Genomic DNA, 17,632 nt, shown 5'->3' with positions numbered 1-17,632 from the left:
TCGGGAGACACGCGAAAGGCGCCCCACCGCGGTGGGGCGCCTTTCGCGTAGGTGCGGGTGCGTCAGCTGATCGTGAGCAGTTGGTGCCCTGCGGAGACCGTGGTGCCGGCATCCGCGCTGATGTTGCCGACGACGCCGTCCTTGTGCGCCTGCAGCGGCTGCTCCATCTTCATGGCCTCGAGCACGACGACCAGATCGCCCTTCACCACCTGCTGTCCGTCGGCGACGGCGATCTTGACGACGGTCGCCTGCATGGGCGACTTGACTGCGTCACCGGATGCTCCGGCGTTGGCGGTGGTGGCGTGGCTGCGACGCGACGGCGGCACGGCTGCGGGGCGTCCTGCGGTGCCGGCGGCGACCGCGACCCGGTCGGGGAGACTCACTTCGAGTCGCTTGCCTGAGACCTCGACGACGACCGTGTGGCGCGACTCGGCAGCGGTCGGTGCCTCGAGCTCGCCGTCCCACGCCGGGATGTCGTTGACGAACTCGGTCTCGATCCAGCGCGTGAAGACGCCGAACTCGCCGTTCTCGGCCGTGAACGCGGGGTCGCGGACGACCTTGCGGTGGAACGGGATGACGGTGGGGAGGCCGGCGACCTCGAACTCGTCGAGTGCGCGGCGCGATCGCTCGAGCGCTTCCGCCCGATCTTTGCCGGTCACGATGATCTTCGCGAGCAGCGAGTCGAATGCGCCGGAGACCGAGTCGCCCGCCGTGACACCGGAGTCGAGACGGATGCCTGGACCTCCGAATGTCTTGAACACGTGGATCGGGCCGGGCTGGGGCAGGAATCCGCGACCCGGGTCTTCGCCGTTGATGCGGAACTCGATCGAGTGCCCCTGGGGCTCCGGGTCGGCGTAGTCGATGGTGCCGCCGGCGGCGATGCGGAACTGCTCGCGCACCAGGTCGATGCCGGTGACCTCTTCGGAGACAGGGTGCTCGACCTGCAGGCGGGTGTTCACCTCGAGGAACGAGACCGTGCCGTCGGCGCCGATCAGGAACTCGCAGGTGCCAGCGCCGACGTAGCCGACCTCCTTGAGGATGGCCTTGGATGCCGAGTAGAGGAGGTCGTTCTGCTCCTCCGTGAGGAACGGCGCCGGTGCCTCCTCGACGAGCTTCTGGTGGCGACGCTGCAGTGAGCAGTCGCGTGTGGAGATGACGACGACGTTGCCTTCGGCGTCGGCCAGGCACTGGGTCTCGACGTGACGCGGCTTGTCGAGGTACTTCTCGACGAAGCACTCGCCACGACCGAAGGCGGTGACCGCCTCGCGGGTGGCGGACTCGAAGAGCTCGGCGACCTCGTCGAGCTCGCGGGCGACCTTGAGGCCGCGGCCGCCGCCGCCGTACGCCGCCTTGATGGCGATCGGCAGGCCGAACTCCTTCGCGAAGGCGATGACCTCATCGGCTCCGGCGACGGGCCCGGGCGTGCCGGGAGCGAGGGGAGCGCCGACCTTCTCGGCGACGTGACGCGCGGTCACCTTGTCGCCGAGAGCCTCGATCGCATCCGGTGACGGGCCGATCCAGGTCATACCCGCATTGATGACCGCGCGCGCGAACTCGGCGTTCTCGGCGAGGAAGCCGTATCCGGGGTGCACGGCATCGGCACCGGCACGACGGGCGATCGAGAGGATCTTCTCGATCTGGAGGTAGGTCTCGGCGCTGGTCGAGCCTCCGAGTGCATAGGCCTCGTCGGCGAGACGGGAGTGGAGGGCATCACGGTCCTGGTCGGCGTAGACGGCGACCGAGGCGATCCCGGAGTCACGGGCGGCGCGGATGATGCGGACGGCGATCTCGCCGCGGTTGGCGATGAGCACCTTGGCGATAGCAGGCATGGTTGCCAGCCTAGCGAGTAGGACCTTGATCCTTTTGACGACTCTCCACAAGAAAGACGCGGAAACGTGGAGGGGAGTCTACGACCAGAGGTCTGTCCATCGGACGCCGAGCTCTCCGGCCAGGCGGCGGACGGTCGAGAGGGACATGCCGACCACGGTCGAGGGGTCGCCGTCCACCCGCGTGATGAAGGCGCCGCCCAGGCTGTCGACGGTGAAGGCGCCGGCCACGTGCAGCGGCTCTCCCGAGGCGACGTACGCGGCGATCTCGGCGTCGCTCACGTCTTCGGCGAAGGTCACCGCCGCTTCGGCCACGGCAGTCGCCTCGGTGGGCGGTGTTCCAGGAGAGACCCGAAACACCGAGTGCCCCGAATGCAGGATCCCGGTGGCGCCGCGCATCTCCTGCCAGCGCCTGGTCGCCTCCTCCGGTGTGTACGGCTTGCCGTAGACCCGCCCGCCGAGCGCGAACATCGAGTCACCACCGATCACGAGACCGTCGAAGTCGCCCTCCTCCGACAAGCGGTGGGCGACGGCGGCGGCCTTGGCGCGGGCGAGCAGCAGCACGAGTTCCTCGGGTGCGAGGGGCGCGCCGCGGTCGGCCTCCGCGGCTGCGGCGACGGCATCCTCATCGACGTCCGGAGACAGCGTGAGCGGTTCGATGCCCGCCTGCCGCAGGAGCATGAGTCGGGCAGGGGAGGTGGAGGCGAGGCAGACGCGCATGTTCACCACCGTATCCTCGAAGAATGACTTCCTCCCCAGCCGACGTGCTCGAACTCGACATCACCGGCATCGCACACGGGGGCACCTTCATCGCCCGCCACGAGGGACGCGTCGTCTTCGTCTCCGACGCGATCCCCGGTGAACGTGTCCGCGCGCGGATCATCGCTCCTCAGGAAGGCGCGGATGCCGCGACCCGTAGCTTCTGGCGCGCGGAGACCATCGAGGTGCTGGATGCCTCGGAGCATCGGCGCCCGCATGTGTGGGCTGAGGCCGACGTATCGCGTGATCCCGCGGACCGGCCGGGCGGCGCAGACCTCGGGCACATCGACCTCGACCACCAGCGGGAGCTGAAGCGCCGCGTGCTCTCGGAAGCACTCGACCGGTTCGCAGGTTTAGGGCTCTCCGCGCCGGAGATCGAATCCGTCGAGTCGGGTGACGGTCTCGGCTGGCGCACACGCGTCACCCTGCACGTCGACGAGACGGGAGTGGCCGGCCCCTTCGCCGCCCGCAGCCACCGCGTGATCCCGGTGACCTCGCATCCGCTCGCCCGCCCCGCCATCGCCGAGGCCGCCCTCGCGCTTCATGGAGAGGCGCCTGGCCGTATCGAACTCGTCGAGCCCGCAGACGGCGAGGTCCGCGTCATCCGGCGCGAGGAGACCGAGCGCGCCCCGCGAGTGCAGCGAGGCTTCCGCAAGCGTCCGACCCCCGAGGTGATCCACGAGATGGTCAACGACCGTCGCTTCGAGGTCGATGCCACGGGGTTCTGGCAGGTGCACCCGAGAGCTGCGTCCGTCCTCGATGCCGCTGTGTACGGCATCCTCGACGGGTACGTCGACGACCAGAAGACGCACTACGACCTGTACGGCGGAGTCGGCCTCTTCGCCGCGACACTCGCCGACCTCGGCGGGACCGACATCGTGACCGTCGAGTCCAGCGCGCGGGCCACGCAGCATGCTGCCGCGAACCTCGCCCCGCTCGAGGTGAAGGCGGTGACGGAGCGCGTCGACCGCTTCCTGACATCGCAGAAGGCATCGGGACGCACAGGAGCGGTCGTGCTCGACCCGCCGCGCGCCGGTGCGGGCCGCCAGGTCGTCGAGGCGGTGCATGCGCTCGCGCCGGAGGCCATCGCCTACGTCGCGTGCGATCCGGTCGCGCTCGCGCGTGACCTCGGCACCTTCCGGACGCTCGGATGGAATGTCGACCGCCTGCGTGGCTTCGATCTGTTCCCGCACTCGCACCACTTCGAGGTCGTCGCGCTGCTCACTCGGTGAGCGATCCTCCGCGCCGCGGAGGACTCAGTAGGCTGGGTGGATGAGCACGGTCGCACTCATCGACGATCACGAGTCCGTTCGCCTCGGCCTCGAGGCCGCGTGCGCGCGTGACTCGCAGACCGTTGTGTTCTCGGGCAGCACGGTGGTCTCCTACCTCGAATGGCGGAAGGCATCCACTGCTGCCCCCGCCGACGTGGTCGTCCTCGACCTCACGCTCGGAGACGGGACGACCGTCACCGAGAACGTGAGGTCTCTCGTGAACGACGGTGCGAGTGTCGTGATCCACAGCGTCGCCGATCGGCCGGCCGCGGTCCGTGAAGCGCTCTCCGCCGGGGCAGCCGGAGTGGTCAGCAAGTCGTCCGCGCTCGACGACGTCCTCGATGCGATCCGCACCGTCGCGCAGGGGGAGGCCCTCAACAATGTCGAATGGGCGAGCGCGGTCGACGGCGACCGCGCCTTCGCCGACGCACAGCTCGCCACCCGCGAGCGCGAGGTGCTCCGGCTGTACGCCACAGGGTTGCCGCTGAAGGCGGTAGCCGAACGTCTGGGCGTCGCCTACTCCACCGCCAAGGAGAACATCACCCGCATCCGTGTGAAGTACGTCGAGGTCGGACGCCCCGCGCCGACCAAGGTCGACCTCCTGCGCAGAGCGATGGAGGACGGGATCGTCACGGCGGATGAGGCGCCGAGTGCCCGCTGAACCGCTCAGCATCCGTGACGCCTGGAGCAAGATCCCCTCTCCCGGCAGCACCGAGACCGCATTCGAGCGCTTCACCGGCAAGCGTATGGAGCGGATCCTCGCGATCGTCGTCGCCATCGGTTCGGCGGTGCTCGGTGCACAGGCGCTGATCGCCGCGATGAACGGGCTGTCGCAGGCCGACACGGCGCACATCGTGATGCTCTTCGTGGTGTTCGTGCCACTCGCCGCGATGCTGGTGGCCTGCGTGAGCGGTCGAGGCGTACGGATCTTCGCCGGCATCTTCGCGGTCGTCTACGTGCTTGCGCTCGCCGCCTGGCCGACGGTCGTCGACCCGTCGGACAAGGGGGCAGGTGATCAGCCCTGGATCTTCTTCCTCGTCAACGTCGGGGTCGTCGCGGCGATGCTCGCGTTCCCGCTGCGCGTCCAGGTCGCCTGGGCGGTGGGGATGCCGTTCGTCTACGGGTACGTGCGGCTCGTGCAGGGGGAGTTCTCGCGTGACTTCTGGGTGACGACCGCTTTCGACGTGTCGTTCACGCTCATACTCGGTGTCGTCATCGTCTCGCTCGGGTGGATGTTCCGCTCCGTCGCCGCAGGCGTGGACGAGGCCAGAGGGCAGGCGGTGTCGTCCTATTCGACAGCTGCAGCGGCGGCTGCGGCCGAAGAGGAGAGGGCGGCGATGTCGGCGCTGATGCACGACAGTGTTCTCGCCGCTTTGATTGCTGCCGAGCGCGCGGAGAGCGAGCGTGCCAAGGAGCTCGCCGTGGCCATGGCCCGTGAGGCGCTCACCCGGCTTGCGAACACCGAGGCCGCTGTCGCGCAGGAGGGAAGCGACGAACCTGTCGGTACGGCGCAGATCGTCGTCGAGCTGCGCCGGGCGTTGTCGGAGTTCGGTGCCGACGCGATCGTCGAGGAGCGCGGAGGCATCGGGCTCATTCCCGGCCGCGCGGCTCGTGCTCTGGTGCTCGCCGCACGGCAAGCGGTCGGCAACTCGGTAACCCATGCCAACGGGCGCGGACTGCACATCATCGCCGAAGGGCATGGCGATGAGGGGATCGGAGTGACGGTGTCGGACACCGGACCAGGTTTCGACGTGAAAGCGATCGGTGCAGATCGTCTCGGGATCCGCGCGTCGATCTTCGCTCGCATGGCTGGCGTCGCCGGTACCGCTGACGTCCAGTCCGATGAGCACGGCACGACCGTCACTCTCGGATGGGAGCGCTCGTGAACCGCACCGTGCGCAGCGTCGCGACCTCGCTCGCCGTCGGATTCGCGCTGTACTTCGTCGCGCGCGGCATCTGGTGGATCGAGCAGCCGACGGCGCCGCTGCTGATGGTCCTCGCGATCGGCATCTACCTCGTCGTGGTGAACATCGCGATCCTGGGTGACGGCTCTTCGGTGCGGATGCCGCTGTGGTCGGCAGTCGTATCGCTGTTGGCGAGCGCGGTCATCCCCGCACTGGTCACGTTTTCTCTCGAGCCCTTCGACCGCACTGCGCCGTTCGCGACCTGGTATATCGGCGGCCTGGGTCTGCTCGCTGTCGTGTGCATAGTTCGTCGTAGGTTCCTGATCGGCTGGCTGACGCTTGCCGTGCTCATCGTGGCTGCATCCGCCTACCTGGGCTTCGGAGTCGCGCTCAACCTCGGCCTGGTCGGATCGATCATGTGGGTCGCCGTCGCGAGGCTCCTCGTGATGTTCTGGGATCGCGCCGTCCGCGACACCGAGCGACTCGCCGAGATCCAGCAGGCGGTCTCGGCCTGGCACGCCACGCAACGGGTGCGTCAGCGTGAGCGGCGGCTTCGCACCCAGTTCGCGCTGGCCGTCGCAGGCCCTGTGCTGAGTCGTGTCGTGGCGGCTCGCGGCGCGTTGACCGATCCCGAGAGGCTGGATGCCCGGCTGGCCGAAGGGCGGCTGCGCGACGAGCTGCGCGGAGCGGACCTGCTCAACGACGCTGTGCGCAACGCGATCGAGACGGCCCGCCGACGCGGCGCTGTCGTCACCGTGTTCGACGAGGGTGGATTCGACGGGATCGACGAGGCGCGTCGCAGGGAGATCAGGGACGAGCTGGCGGCCGTGCTCACCCGCGCGCATACCGCTCGACTCATCATCCGCTCGGCGCGGGATCCTCGCGTCGCGGTGACCGTGGTCGGACGAGCGGGATCGCGCTCGCCCGGCGATGATGATGCGGTGGATCTCTGGCACGAGATTCCACGCTGACGCGCCGGTATCCGACGACGGCCTCGATCGGCGCAGAAACGTCCTCGGCTCCGGCCTGGGGAGGCGACCGGAGTCGAGGATGATGAGAGTGGGAGAGGGGCGGCGAATCCGCCAGCCCCTCTCCGTGCGGACAGTTACCCGAAAACCATCCGCTGGTGGCCGATCTACGTCTGTCTACCCTGGGACAGAGAGACCAGCCGAACGCGAAGCGTCTCCATCAGTCTGACGGTTCATCCAAACGTTGTCTGTAGGTATTTTGGGGGACACGATTTTGGCCCGCGATGGGGGATCATTGGACGATGGGAATGCGTCGGGGCACAAATCTTCCACGGATGGGCGACTTCAACCAGTCCGTGATCCTGGAGGCCATTCGGCAGTCCGGACCGGGGCTGAGCCGGATCGAGCTCGCGACGGCGACCGGACTCTCCGCGCAGACGGTCACGAATATCACTCGCAGACTCCTCGATGACGGGTTCATCCGGGAGGCAGGGCGCACGATCAACGGCCCTGGCAAGCCTCGAGTGACGTTGCGACTCGTCGCAGACAGTCGTTTCGCGGTGGGAGTGCACCTGGATCCGGCGTTGATGACTTTCGTGCTGCTCGATCTGTCCGGCGCAGTGGTGCGGCGGCTGAGTGTGCGCACCCCGGCGAAGGACCCGCGGCGGATCGTCGAAGCCATGGCCGCGACGATCGACGAACTGATCGTGGCTTCGGGCGTGGACCGGACGCGGATCGCCGGGGTCGGGGTCGCAGCTCCCGGCCCGCTCGACGCGGAGAAGGGCACCGTCATCGATCCGCCGAAACTGCTCGGCTGGCACCGTGTTCCTCTGCGCGCAGTCCTCGCGGAGGCGACAGGCCTCCCTGTGGTGCTGGAGAAGGACACGACCTCCGCCGCGGTCGGCGAACTCTGGACTCGGCGGGAGTCGGCGGACGATTCGTTCGTCTTCGTCTACCTCGGGACCGGTATCGGTGCGGCCCTGGCGAGAGACGGTGAGGCGGTCAGGGGGAGCACGCGCAACATCGGTGAGATCGGACACATCATCGTCGATCCGGATGGGCCGCCGTGCTCGTGCGGGGCGAGGGGGTGCGTGGAGGTCATGTGCACTCCGCAGGCGATCGTCGAGCAGGCGGAGCATGCAGGTGTCTTCCCCGACGACCGCGAGGCGAACGATGTGGCGGCCGTCGATGCGAGGCTCAGCCGGCTGTGCGAGCGAGCAGCCGACGGTGAGGCCTCGGCGATCGAGGTGCTGCGTCAGGCGGCGGCGCACATCACAGTGCTGACCGCGGCGCTGACGAACATGCTCGATGTCGATCGGGTCGTGTTCGGCGGGCCGTTCTGGTCACGGCTCGCCGACGTATATCTCCAGGAGGTCCCTGGCAGGCTCGAGCGGGCGAGCGCGACGTATGCTGTGCGTTCTCTGCCGGTCGACGGGACGGTGGTCGGCGACGACGTCGGTGCTGTGGGGGCCGCGTGCGTCGTGCTCGACTCGGTTCTCAGCCCCCGTGCTTCGGACCTGCTCCTGCACAGTTGAACAGGGAACGCGGCGCCTGATACCTGCAGCTGCTACCGGATGGCGCTGGAGGCGTCGAGCGCTTGCAGGGTTATCTCTAATCGATGTATTATTTGTGGTTCCCTCATCGATCGGACCACTGGTGCATCATGACTCCGCCCTCGGCGACGCGCGTGTCGAGCGCCTCGTCGAGAGGGGACGCCACCGTCTCGCCGCGCGCTCGGCACCGTCGCGCACCGAGACGACGCAGCCCAGGTTCGAGTCGGGGGGCAACTCCCGACTCTGCGAAGGGACGGGAGAGGCGGCGACGGGGATCGCCGCTGAGCGGGGCGCTGGGGGCCCTGCGACGATCGTCTGCGTGATCCGTGAAGCGGAGGGCTCACGGATCACGCAGACGACGGCTGGGCGCCTCGAGGAGCGCACGCCACGCGACGTCTGAGCGGCCGTCAGCCGGAGAATCGTCCCCAGGGGATGTCGCGGCGCAGAGGGCGACGCAGCGGGCGTTGAGTCCGGGTCCACGCAGAAACGGACGGCTCATCGGCGACGGCGGCGGCTGCCTCCGTCGCGTAGGCCTCGCTGATCACGGCGATGAGAGCGGCGAGTTCCTCTTCGGTGGCAGCCCCGCGCGTGATCTCGAGCATCGGCGTATCCGTGGCCGATGCATCGTCCGGTGTGTTCTGCGCGGTCACAGCGGGATGTTCCCGTGCTTCTTCGGGGGCAGGTCTGCACGCTTGCCGCGCAGTGCGCGCAGCGCCTTCGCGATAGACACGCGGGTGTTCGCCGGCTCGATGATGCCGTCGAGCTCTCCACGCTCTGCAGCGAGGAACGGCGAAGCCACATCGTAGGTGTATTCGTTGGCCAGGCGGGTGCGCACGGCGGCGACGTCTTCGCCCGCCTCTTCGGCCTTCTTGATCTCGCCGCGGTAGAGGATGTTCACCGCGCCCTGTCCGCCCATGACCGCGATCTCGGCCGTCGGCCAGGCGAGATTCACGTCAGCGCCGAGCTGCTTGGAGCCCATAACGATGTAGGCGCCGCCATAGGCCTTGCGCAGGATGACCGTGACCAGCGGAACGGTCGCTTCGGCGTATGCGTAGAGGAGCTTCGCACCGCGACGGATGACGCCCTCCCACTCCTGGTCCGTGCCCGGCAGATAGCCGGGGACGTCCACCAGCGTGACGATCGGGATCGAGAACGCATCGCAGAAGCGCACGAAGCGGCTGGCCTTCTCGCCGGCCTCGATGTTCAGCGTGCCGGCCATCTGAGAGGGCTGGTTGGCGATGATGCCGACCGAACGTCCTTCGATACGCCCGAACCCGATGACGATGTTGGGGGCGAACAGCGGCTGGACCTCGAGGAAGTCGCCTTCGTCGACGACATGCTCGATCACCGTGTGGATGTCGTAGGGCTGGTTCGTCGAGTCGGGGACGATCGTGTTGAGCACGCGATCGGCGTCGGTCGTCTCGAACTCGAAGGTGCTCTCGTACGTGGGCAGCTCCGCCATGTTGTTGTCCGGCAGGAAGCTGAGGAGCGTGCGCGCGTAATCGATGGCGTCGTCCTCGTCCTCGGCGAGATAGTGCGAGACGCCCGAGCGGGTGTTGTGCGTGTACGCGCCGCCCAGCTCTTCCATGCCGACGTCCTCGCCGGTGACCGTCTTGATCACATCGGGACCGGTGACGAACATCTGGCTGGTCTTGTCGACCATGATCACGAAGTCGGTGAGGGCGGGGGAGTACACAGCTCCTCCGGCGGCCGGGCCCATGATGATGGAGATCTGCGGGATGACACCCGATGCGCGGGTGTTCAGGCGGAAGATCTCGCCGTACTTGCCGAGGGCGACGACGCCCTCCTGGATGCGCGCGCCACCCGAATCGAGGATCCCGATGCAGGGCATCCCACCGGCGAGGGCGAACTCCATGATCTTGATGATCTTCTCGCCGGCGACCTCGCCGAGCGAGCCTCCGAAGGTGGAGAAGTCCTGCGAGTACACAGCGACGGTGCGTCCGTTGATCGTTCCGACGCCGGTGACGACGGAGTCGCCGTAGGGGCGGGAGCGATCCATGCCGAAGGCGGTGGTGCGGTGTCGCACATACTCGTCGAACTCGACGAAGCTCCCAGGGTCGACGAGCAGCACGATGCGCTCGCGGGCGGTCATCTTGCCCTTCGCGTGCTGCTTCTCCTTCGCCTTCGCTTCTGCGTCGACGACGGCTTCGGTATAGCGAGCGCGCAGGTCCGCGATCTTGCCGGCGGTGGTAAAGAGGTCGGGCTTGTCCGTCACGGATTCCACCCTATCGTCGGGTCGGCCCGGTCTGTTGGATGCTCGGCACAACGGGTTGCGTGATCCTTTGGCAACCTGCGTGCAAGGCGCTCAGTCCTCGACAGCGTTCTGCTCCAGCGCCGGGTCGGTCTTCGGGCGACGTCCGAGGGAGAGAGCCTTGCGTCCTGCCCACTCCACACCGCGGACCGTGGTGCCCGCAGCGCCGGCCACCGCGTTGCCGGCGTAGCGCGCACCACGGAGCATCCGCATCTCCAGCTTCTCGGCTCCGGGTACAGGTTCGAGCTCGATCGGCAGATCCATCGGCGCGGCGCCGAAGGCCCGATGTGACGTGGTGAGCACACGACGACCCAGGATGTGGTTGCCTGCGCCTCCGATCGCAGCGCCGATGCCGAACGGAAGGGCCTTGCCGATGACGGAGGCACCGCCCTTCGCGGCGAACTGCTTCACGAACATGCTCTTGAGCTGGTCGACGAGTGGTCCGACAGCGGCTCGAGGGAGCGACTTCGTGACGAGCTCGCCCCAGTACGACGATCTGCTCCCGCCTCGCCCCGCCACCTGCCCCGCGAGCTGTCCGACGAGGTCGACGCCCTCCTTGCCGAGCATCAGCGTCATCACCAATGCGCGTGCCCGGTCGGGGTTCGCGACCGCGATGCCGTGCACCTCCGCGACGGACTGCGCGAACAGCGCGGTCGACTCGACGAAACCGACGGTCTCCACGCCCGAGAGTGCGAGCGTGACACCGGTGCCGATGCCGGGGACGACGGCGGTCGCTCCGACCGCAGCCCCGCCGGTGGTCACCGCTGCGAGGTAGCGCCGTTCGAGGATGCGGATGATCTCGGTGGGCGAGGCCTGGGGATTGCGGAGGCGGATGCTGCGGATGTGAGCCAGCACGAGCGGGCGCTGGATCGACAGCACACGGTCGAGGCCGCGCACCATCATCGGGTGCTCCGCCGATCCTGCAGGAGGTACGGTTTTGTCCCACGGAGCATCGTCCGGGAGCGAATGGATCTTGTGCACCTTGGGGGCCATGGTGCGATCCTATGGAGCCAGTCCGCGAAAACGCCGAAAGCCCGGCTCCACCAGGGGCCGGGCTTTCAGGATGAGTGATCAGACGAAGAGGTTCGCCCGCTCGAGGTCTTCTGCAAAGTCGACCTCGACCGCGTACAGGTCGGAGACGTCCATCGGCTCGAGCAGGAGGCCGTCTTCGGCGATCGCGAGCTCGAGGCCGCGCTCGAAGTAGTCCTGGTCCTCGACGCGCTGCAACTGGCGCATGAACGCCTTCTTGTGCGCAGAGGAGATGTAGTTGATGCCCACGGCCTCACCGAGTCCGCCCTTGACGGTCTTGGAGAGCTCGTTGATGAAGCCCTCGGTGGTGACGGTGTACTTCACCTCTTCGTCGCTGACCTTGGAGGTGTTCACCGTCACGAAGGACTGGTCGCGCTCGATGTACTCGAGTGCGCGGCCGAGGATCATCGGGTCGAAGACGACGTCGCCGTTCATCCACAGCACACCACCGCGACCGGTGGCACCGAGCGCGCGGAGCAGGCTCTTGGACGTGTTGGTCTCGTCGTAGCGCTCGTTGTGAACGTAGTTGACCTGCGGGAAAGCGTCGATGATGGTCTCGGCGCGGTAGCCGACGACAGTGGTGATGCGCGCGTCCGACCCGAATGCGGCGCGGATGTTGTCGTGCTGCTGGCCCATGATCGTGCGGCCGTCGCTCAGTTCGGTGAGCGGCTTCGGCAGCGCTCGGCCGAGGCGCGAGCCCATGCCGGCGGCGAGGATGACGGTCTGAAGAGTCACGAGTGCTCCTAAAGGAAGTTGTGTTCACGGTCGATTAACCGACCAGACACTTCGTCGTGCCGCAATCATGGTATCGATTCAGTCTGGGAAGCTCAGGGTCAGGGCGCTCCCGTTGTCATTTCGTGATCGACTACACACCGGACGCACAGGGTTCCGGCCGCAGGTCCGACGCCGAGGAATCTGCAGGATTCGGCGGCGGATTGTTGCGCGGCGGCCTTGGCTTGAGCTCACCCATTGATACCGTAGGACGGTGACTGCCTCCCCTGACGACCGCACCGCCCAGGTGGACGAGACCGAGATCGCGCCTGTGAAGGCTCCGGCGAAGCGCGCGCCGAGGAAGAAGCCGGCTCCAGAGGCTGCTTCGTCCGCAGAGAAGACGTCGCGAACGCCTGCGGAGAAGCCCCCGGTGAAGAAGCCTCCGGTGAAGAAGCCGGCTGCTGCGCGCACCCCGGCGAACCCCGGCGCGGCGAAACGCACGCCTGCGAAGCCTGCTGCTGCAAAGACCGGCGCGGCCAAAGCAGCCGCAGAGAAGGCTGCGCCGACTGCGGATGTCGTTGTGGAGCCGCTCGTGAAGGCCTTGACGGACGAGTCATCGAAGAAGCCGTCGTCGACCGCTGGTGTTGCGCGTACCAACGCCGCAGCGCGCAGTGCAGCGGCGAAGAACACGGCTGCGCGGTCGGCGGCGACGAAGTCCGCGGCCTCCACGACAGCAGCCGCAGCCCGAACGGCAACGGCTCGGGCGGCAGGTGCGGGGTCGTCGGCATCGACGGCAGCGAAGTCGACGGCAGCGAAGTCTGCAGCGGCGAAGTCTGCAGCGGCGAAGACTGCCGCGGCGAAGTCTGCAGCGGCGAAGACTGCCGCGGCGAAGGCTGCAGCGGCCAAGTCCACGGCGCGCTCTGAGGCGGCGAAGACCACGACGGCGAAGACTGCCGCGGCTAAGGCAGCAGCGGCGAAGGCTGCGGCGGCGAAGAAGGCTGCGGCGAAGGCAACAGCGGACGAGGCGGCGAAGGCAGAAGCCGAAGCGACTCCTCGTGGCGAGCAGGCGTCCACTGTCCAATCGGTCCCTGTACTCGAGGTGGCTGCCGTCGAACGTCCTGTCGTTGTCGAATCGGTGCCTGCGCCCGACACCTCTCATTCAGTCGACCCAGCTCCCGTGGCTGAGTCCGTGTCGGCCCCCGAGCCCGTTGCTGCGCCCGTCGACGCGGAGCCGGTGGAGGTCGTGGACGCCGAGCCTGTGGAGATCGTCGAGGTCGTCGAGGTCGTGGAGGTCGTGGAGGTCGTCGAACCCGTCGTGGAGTCCGACGATGCGGCATCCGACGCCGTCGGCCCTATCGAGGGACCCTCGGGCAGCGAAGCGATCAGCATTCGCGGTCTCGTGAAGCAGTTCGGTGATAACCGGGCGGTTGACGGCATCGATCTGACCGTCCCCGCCGGGTCCTTCTACGGCGTCGTCGGCCCCAACGGTGCAGGCAAGACGACCACCCTCTCCATCGTCGCCGGTCTTCTCCGCGCCGATGAGGGTCGCGTGGTGATCTGCGGCATCGACCAGGCGAAACAGCCCCAGGCTGCGAAGCGTCTGATGGGTGTGCTGCCCGACAGGTTGCGGACGTTCGACCGGCTCACGGGACGTCAGCTGCTCTTCTACTACGGGCTGCTGCGCGGGCTCGCCGCCGATGTCATCGAGAAGCGCGCGACAGATCTCGCCCGCGCGTTCGATCTCGGCGATGCCCTCAGCCGGGTCGTGTCCGACTACTCGGCTGGTATGACGAAGAAGATCATGCTCGCCGGAGCCATGATCCACTCTCCGCGCGTACTCGTTCTCGATGAGCCGTTCGAATCGGTGGATCCGGTGTCCTCTGCCGTCATCCTCGACATCCTCCGCGCCTACGTCTCGCACGGCGGCACGGTGATCCTCTCCAGCCACGGCATGGATCTCGTCGAGCGCGTCTGCTCGCGCGTCGCGATCATCGTCGGCGGCGAAGTGCTCGCTGAGGGCACGATCGACGAGGTGCGAGCGGGGCAGACCCTCGAGGCGCGCTTCGTCGAACTGGCCGGATCCACCGGAGAGGTGGAGGGGCTCGAGTGGCTGCACACGTTCTCCGACTGAGGCTCGCGCTTCTCCTCGGCTCTCTGCGTGGCGAACGGCGCGTTCGCACCCTGGTCGCGTTCACTGCAGTCGTCGCGGTCACCGTCGTTGTGTGCCTCGCGGTGTTCAGCCTCGCGAGTGCTCCTGTTCCCGTGGCTCGCGCGGTCACCGTGCTCGGTGGCGCAGCTCTTCTGCTCGGCTTCTTCGTCGGCCCGATCCTCGTCGGGGCAGTCGACCAGCTCGATCCTCGACGATTCGCGGTCTTCGGCGTCGATGAGCGTCAGATGCCCTGGATGCTTGCTCTGGCCACTCTCATCAGCGTGCCGACTCTGGCCCTTCTCGCCGTCTACATCAGCGTCTGCATCGTCGCCACGGCGGCGGGGACGCCCTGGCTTCTCGCGGTGTTGATGACGCTGGTCGGCGTGGTCACGACCGTTCTGGCTTCGCGGATCGGAATGGCGATCAATGCGCTGCTCCTTCCGGAGCGCCGCTCCCGCGAGCTCACAGCGCTGTTCGCACTCGCACTGCTCGTGATCGCCTTCCCCGTCGCGGTGTTCTTCGGATCGCTGCGCTGGGACGGTCTCGTGCCGGCTTCCCTGGCGACCCTGTCGACGGTGTTCGGCTACAGCCCGTTCGCCGCGTCGCCCGCCTTCCTCTTCGATGCGGCAGCGGGCGAGACCGCATCGGCCTGGGCGAGTGGAGTCGTCGCAGTCCTCACCGTCGGGTTCCTGTGGATGGCCTGGACCTGGCTCGTCCGGCGCCTGCTGACGACCACAGAGCGCCCGGTCGCATCGAGGGAGCGCACAGGTCTCGGCTGGTTCGGGTTGCTGCCATCGAACGCATTCGGAGCGATCGCGGCCCGAAGCCTCGTGTACTGGTTCCGTGATCGCCGGTACATCATGAACATCATCGTGGTGCCGGTGGCCGGGGTGCTCACCGTGCTGCCGCTCATCGTCGCGGGGGTTCCCCTCGAAGTCGCAGCTCTCGTCCCCGTGCCGGTGATGGCGCTGTTCTTCGGCTGGCTGCCGCACAATGACGTCGCCTACGATTCGACGGCGTTGTGGACCCACGTCGCCAGTGGAGTCCGGGGCCTTCCCGATCGTCTGGGGCGTCTTGTCCCCGTCCTGCTCGTGGCGATCCCCGTCCTCGCGGTCGCGGTTCCGCTCTCCCTCCTGTTGATCGGGAACTGGAGTCTGCTGCTGCCACTCAGCGGCCTCGCCGCGAGCCTGCTGTTCTCCGCGCTCGGCATCTCGAGCATCGTCTCGGTGGTGGCTCCGTACGCGGTCTCCCGCCCCGGGGACAGCCCGTTCCAGCAGCCGCAGCGGCCCACTTCGCGCGGTGCCTACGGGCCTGCTGCCGCGTTCCTCGGAGCGATCGTGCTCAGCGTGCCGACGATCTGGCTGTTCGCGGCCACGATCATCGACGGCTCCGCATACGCGCCGGCGACGTTCTGGGTGGGAATCCTCATCGGACTCATGGCGCTGGCGGCAGGTGCAGTCATCGGAGGACGCATCTTCGAGCGCAGCGGCGAGCGGTTGATGGAGTTCGTGGAGACCGCGTAGCACCGCCCGCGAGGGTCTCGACGCCGCTAGACTCTCGGGATGAGTACTCCGCTGGACAGCCCCGATCAGGGCGGCGTGGCAACGCTTGATCGCGAACTGGAAGAGCTCCTCCGCGAGGAGAATCTCGAACCGGGCGACCATGAGCGCTTCTCGCATTACGTGAAGAAGGACAAGATCCTCGAGTCCGCGATCACCGGCAAGCCGGTGCGCGCGTTGTGCGGCAAGAAATGGACCCCGGGCCGTGACCCGGAGAAGTTCCCGATCTGCCCCACCTGCAAGGAGATCTACGAGTCGATGGTCGGCTGACCTCAGTCGGCTTCGACGTACACGGTGGGAATCGCCGGGTCGGACTTGCTGAGCGCGAGAGCGCGCACCGGGAGCTCCTCGCGAACACGCAGGTGGTGTGCCCGTGCGGTCACAGTCCCCTCGACGCCCTCGTAGGTCGTGTCGATGTCACCTGCCTCGACGAAGGTCACCTGCAACGGACGGCCGTCGGGGTGCTCGTCGGGGGTGTCGAGTTGCTCGAAGCCGTCTGAGACCACGACCGTCTCGGCGGTCGCCACGCCGTCGACCAACGTGCGGAAGGCGGCCTTGCGCCCTCCGTGCGAGCCTTTGTCGGTTGAGGCCTTGGCGACACCGATCCATGACCCCGCGGCATCCTGCCGGGCTACGAGCTTGTAGACCATGCTCGCGGTGGGGTAACCGGACCCCGTGACCACCGACGTGCCGACTCCGTAGGCGTCGACGGGCGAAGCGGCGAGAGCGGCGATCGCATACTCGTCGAGGTCGCTGGTGACGGTGATGCGCGTCGATGTCGCCCCGAGCTCATCGAGCTGCGCCCGAACGGCGCCGGCGACGATGGGGAGGTCGCCCGAGTCGATGCGCACACCGCCGAGCTGGGTGCCGGCGACCCGGATCGCGGTCTCGACGCCGGTGGGGATGTCGTAGGTGTCGACGAGCAGGGTCGTGCCGATGCCCATGCTCTCGACCTGGGCGCGGAAGGCCTCTTCCTCTGTGTCGTGCAGGAGGGTCCAGGAGTGGGCTGCCGTTCCCATCGTGGGGATGCCCCAGCTCCGTCCGGCCTCGAGGTTGCTCGTCGCGCCGAACCCGGCGATGTACGCGGCTCGGGCCGCCGCGACCGCAGAGCGCTCGGCCGCGCGGCGTGAACCCATCTCCGCCAGTGGTCGCTCTCCCGCGGCTATGCTCATGCGCGATGCGGCGGTGGCAACAGCGGAATCGTGGTTGAGCACGCTCAGAGCGAGGGTCTCCAGGACGACAGCATCCGCGAAGCTCCCCTCGACGGTGAGGATGGGGGAGCCGGGGAAGTAGAGCTCGCCCTCGCGGTAGCCGCGGATCGAGCCGGTGAACCGGTAGTTCTCGAGGTGCTCGATCGATGCGGCGTCCACGACCTTCTCGTCGCGGAGGAAACGCAGCTCATCCTCACCGAAGCGGAAGTCGCGCAGCAGTCCGAGCAGACGCCCGGTGCCGGCGACGACGCCGAAACGCCTCCCGCCCGACAAGCGTCGGGAGAACAGTTCGAAGACGCTGGGGCGGAACGCCGTCCCGTCCCGGAGGGAGGCGGCGAGCATCGTCAGCTCATAGCGGTCGGTGAGCAGCGCCGTCGACGTGGTCATGCGCTCAGTTTAGTGAGCGGGCGGATGCGCGCG

Annotated in this window: 17 protein-coding genes; 9 read left to right on the top strand and 8 right to left on the bottom strand. The window is 67.8% G+C overall.

Going from position 1 to position 17,632, the window contains the following annotated elements; genetic code table 11:
- Nucleotides 1–62: 62 nt before the first annotated feature.
- Both ACIQTX_RS14705 and ACIQTX_RS14700 read right to left on the bottom strand, forming a co-directional pair.
- Nucleotides 63–1,829 (bottom strand): acetyl/propionyl/methylcrotonyl-CoA carboxylase subunit alpha, encoded by a 1,767-nt coding sequence (locus tag ACIQTX_RS14705; RefSeq protein ID WP_402973325.1) that lies wholly within the window; start codon nucleotides 1,827–1,829, stop codon nucleotides 63–65.
- Between the two features lie 78 nt (nucleotides 1,830–1,907).
- Nucleotides 1,908–2,546, bottom strand: a complete 639-nt coding sequence (locus ACIQTX_RS14700; protein WP_402975544.1) for a Maf family protein — start codon at nucleotides 2,544–2,546, stop codon at nucleotides 1,908–1,910.
- A 23-nt stretch (nucleotides 2,547–2,569) separates the two neighbouring features.
- Here ACIQTX_RS14700 and ACIQTX_RS14695 point away from each other — a divergent pair, with 23 nt between their 5' ends.
- From ACIQTX_RS14695 to ACIQTX_RS14670, 6 genes are all read left to right on the top strand, one after another.
- Entirely contained in the window at nucleotides 2,570–3,817 is a 1,248-nt protein-coding gene (locus tag ACIQTX_RS14695) for a class I SAM-dependent RNA methyltransferase (RefSeq protein WP_105526828.1), read from the top strand.
- A gap of 40 nt (nucleotides 3,818–3,857) precedes the next feature.
- Complete coding sequence (locus tag ACIQTX_RS14690) at nucleotides 3,858–4,517, top strand: response regulator transcription factor (protein ID WP_028503526.1); 660 nt, start codon at nucleotides 3,858–3,860, stop codon at nucleotides 4,515–4,517.
- Nucleotides 4,507–5,742, top strand: coding sequence for an ATP-binding protein (locus ACIQTX_RS14685; protein WP_402973321.1), 1,236 nt, complete (start codon nucleotides 4,507–4,509; stop codon nucleotides 5,740–5,742). The genes ACIQTX_RS14690 and ACIQTX_RS14685 overlap by 11 nt, the downstream gene beginning before the upstream one ends.
- Complete coding sequence (locus ACIQTX_RS14680) at nucleotides 5,739–6,731, top strand: hypothetical protein (RefSeq protein ID WP_402973318.1); 993 nt, start codon at nucleotides 5,739–5,741, stop codon at nucleotides 6,729–6,731. Before ACIQTX_RS14685 ends, ACIQTX_RS14680 begins: the two co-directional genes overlap by 4 nt.
- A gap of 332 nt (nucleotides 6,732–7,063) precedes the next feature.
- Complete coding sequence (locus ACIQTX_RS14675) at nucleotides 7,064–8,263, top strand: ROK family protein (protein ID WP_402973315.1); 1,200 nt, start codon at nucleotides 7,064–7,066, stop codon at nucleotides 8,261–8,263.
- A gap of 121 nt (nucleotides 8,264–8,384) precedes the next feature.
- Nucleotides 8,385–8,681 carry a hypothetical protein gene (locus tag ACIQTX_RS14670; RefSeq protein WP_402973312.1) on the top strand — a complete coding sequence of 99 codons (297 nt, stop codon included), beginning with the start codon at nucleotides 8,385–8,387 and terminating at the stop codon, nucleotides 8,679–8,681.
- A 7-nt stretch (nucleotides 8,682–8,688) separates the two neighbouring features.
- On the opposite strand, the gene ACIQTX_RS14665 is transcribed toward ACIQTX_RS14670, so the two are convergent.
- The 5 genes from ACIQTX_RS14665 to ACIQTX_RS14645 form a co-directional block, all read right to left on the bottom strand.
- Nucleotides 8,689–8,931 carry an acyl-CoA carboxylase subunit epsilon gene (locus ACIQTX_RS14665; protein WP_028503530.1) on the bottom strand — a complete coding sequence of 81 codons (243 nt, stop codon included), beginning with the start codon at nucleotides 8,929–8,931 and terminating at the stop codon, nucleotides 8,689–8,691.
- A complete protein-coding gene (locus ACIQTX_RS14660; RefSeq protein ID WP_374954130.1) occupies nucleotides 8,928–10,517 on the bottom strand; it encodes an acyl-CoA carboxylase subunit beta in 1,590 nt (529 codons plus the stop codon). Before ACIQTX_RS14660 ends, ACIQTX_RS14665 begins: the two co-directional genes overlap by 4 nt.
- A gap of 90 nt (nucleotides 10,518–10,607) precedes the next feature.
- Nucleotides 10,608–11,546 carry a hypothetical protein gene (locus ACIQTX_RS14655; protein ID WP_402973307.1) on the bottom strand — a complete coding sequence of 313 codons (939 nt, stop codon included), beginning with the start codon at nucleotides 11,544–11,546 and terminating at the stop codon, nucleotides 10,608–10,610.
- A gap of 78 nt (nucleotides 11,547–11,624) precedes the next feature.
- The gene (locus ACIQTX_RS14650) at nucleotides 11,625–12,317 is read right to left on the bottom strand and encodes an NTP transferase domain-containing protein (protein WP_028503533.1); all 693 of its coding nucleotides are present in this window, start codon (nucleotides 12,315–12,317) and stop codon (nucleotides 11,625–11,627) included.
- 78 nt (nucleotides 12,318–12,395) lie between these two features.
- On the bottom strand, nucleotides 12,396–13,367 hold the full coding sequence (locus tag ACIQTX_RS14645) for a hypothetical protein (RefSeq protein WP_402973304.1): 972 nt from the start codon (nucleotides 13,365–13,367) through the stop codon (nucleotides 12,396–12,398).
- A gap of 103 nt (nucleotides 13,368–13,470) precedes the next feature.
- Between ACIQTX_RS14645 and ACIQTX_RS14640 the strand changes: the two genes are divergently transcribed.
- Genes ACIQTX_RS14640 through ACIQTX_RS14630 form a run of 3 tightly spaced genes read left to right on the top strand, consistent with a single transcriptional unit; the run spans nucleotide 13,471 to nucleotide 16,271 of the window.
- Nucleotides 13,471–14,424 (top strand): ABC transporter ATP-binding protein, encoded by a 954-nt coding sequence (locus tag ACIQTX_RS14640; protein WP_402973301.1) that lies wholly within the window; start codon nucleotides 13,471–13,473, stop codon nucleotides 14,422–14,424.
- Nucleotides 14,400–15,965, top strand: a complete 1,566-nt coding sequence (locus tag ACIQTX_RS14635) for a hypothetical protein (protein WP_402973298.1) — start codon at nucleotides 14,400–14,402, stop codon at nucleotides 15,963–15,965. The genes ACIQTX_RS14640 and ACIQTX_RS14635 overlap by 25 nt, the downstream gene beginning before the upstream one ends.
- A 39-nt stretch (nucleotides 15,966–16,004) precedes the next feature.
- Nucleotides 16,005–16,271, top strand: a complete 267-nt coding sequence (locus tag ACIQTX_RS14630) for a DUF3039 domain-containing protein (RefSeq protein WP_028503536.1) — start codon at nucleotides 16,005–16,007, stop codon at nucleotides 16,269–16,271.
- A 2-nt stretch (nucleotides 16,272–16,273) separates the two neighbouring features.
- On the opposite strand, the gene ACIQTX_RS14625 is transcribed toward ACIQTX_RS14630, so the two are convergent.
- Nucleotides 16,274–17,599 (bottom strand): nicotinate phosphoribosyltransferase, encoded by a 1,326-nt coding sequence (locus ACIQTX_RS14625; protein WP_402973294.1) that lies wholly within the window; start codon nucleotides 17,597–17,599, stop codon nucleotides 16,274–16,276.
- Between the last annotated feature and the right edge of the window lie 33 nt (nucleotides 17,600–17,632).

Source organism: Microbacterium sp. NPDC090281 (assembly GCF_044769635.1).
GTDB lineage: Bacteria > Actinomycetota > Actinomycetes > Actinomycetales > Microbacteriaceae > Microbacterium.
This window is presented reverse-complemented; position numbering and strand designations above follow the sequence as displayed.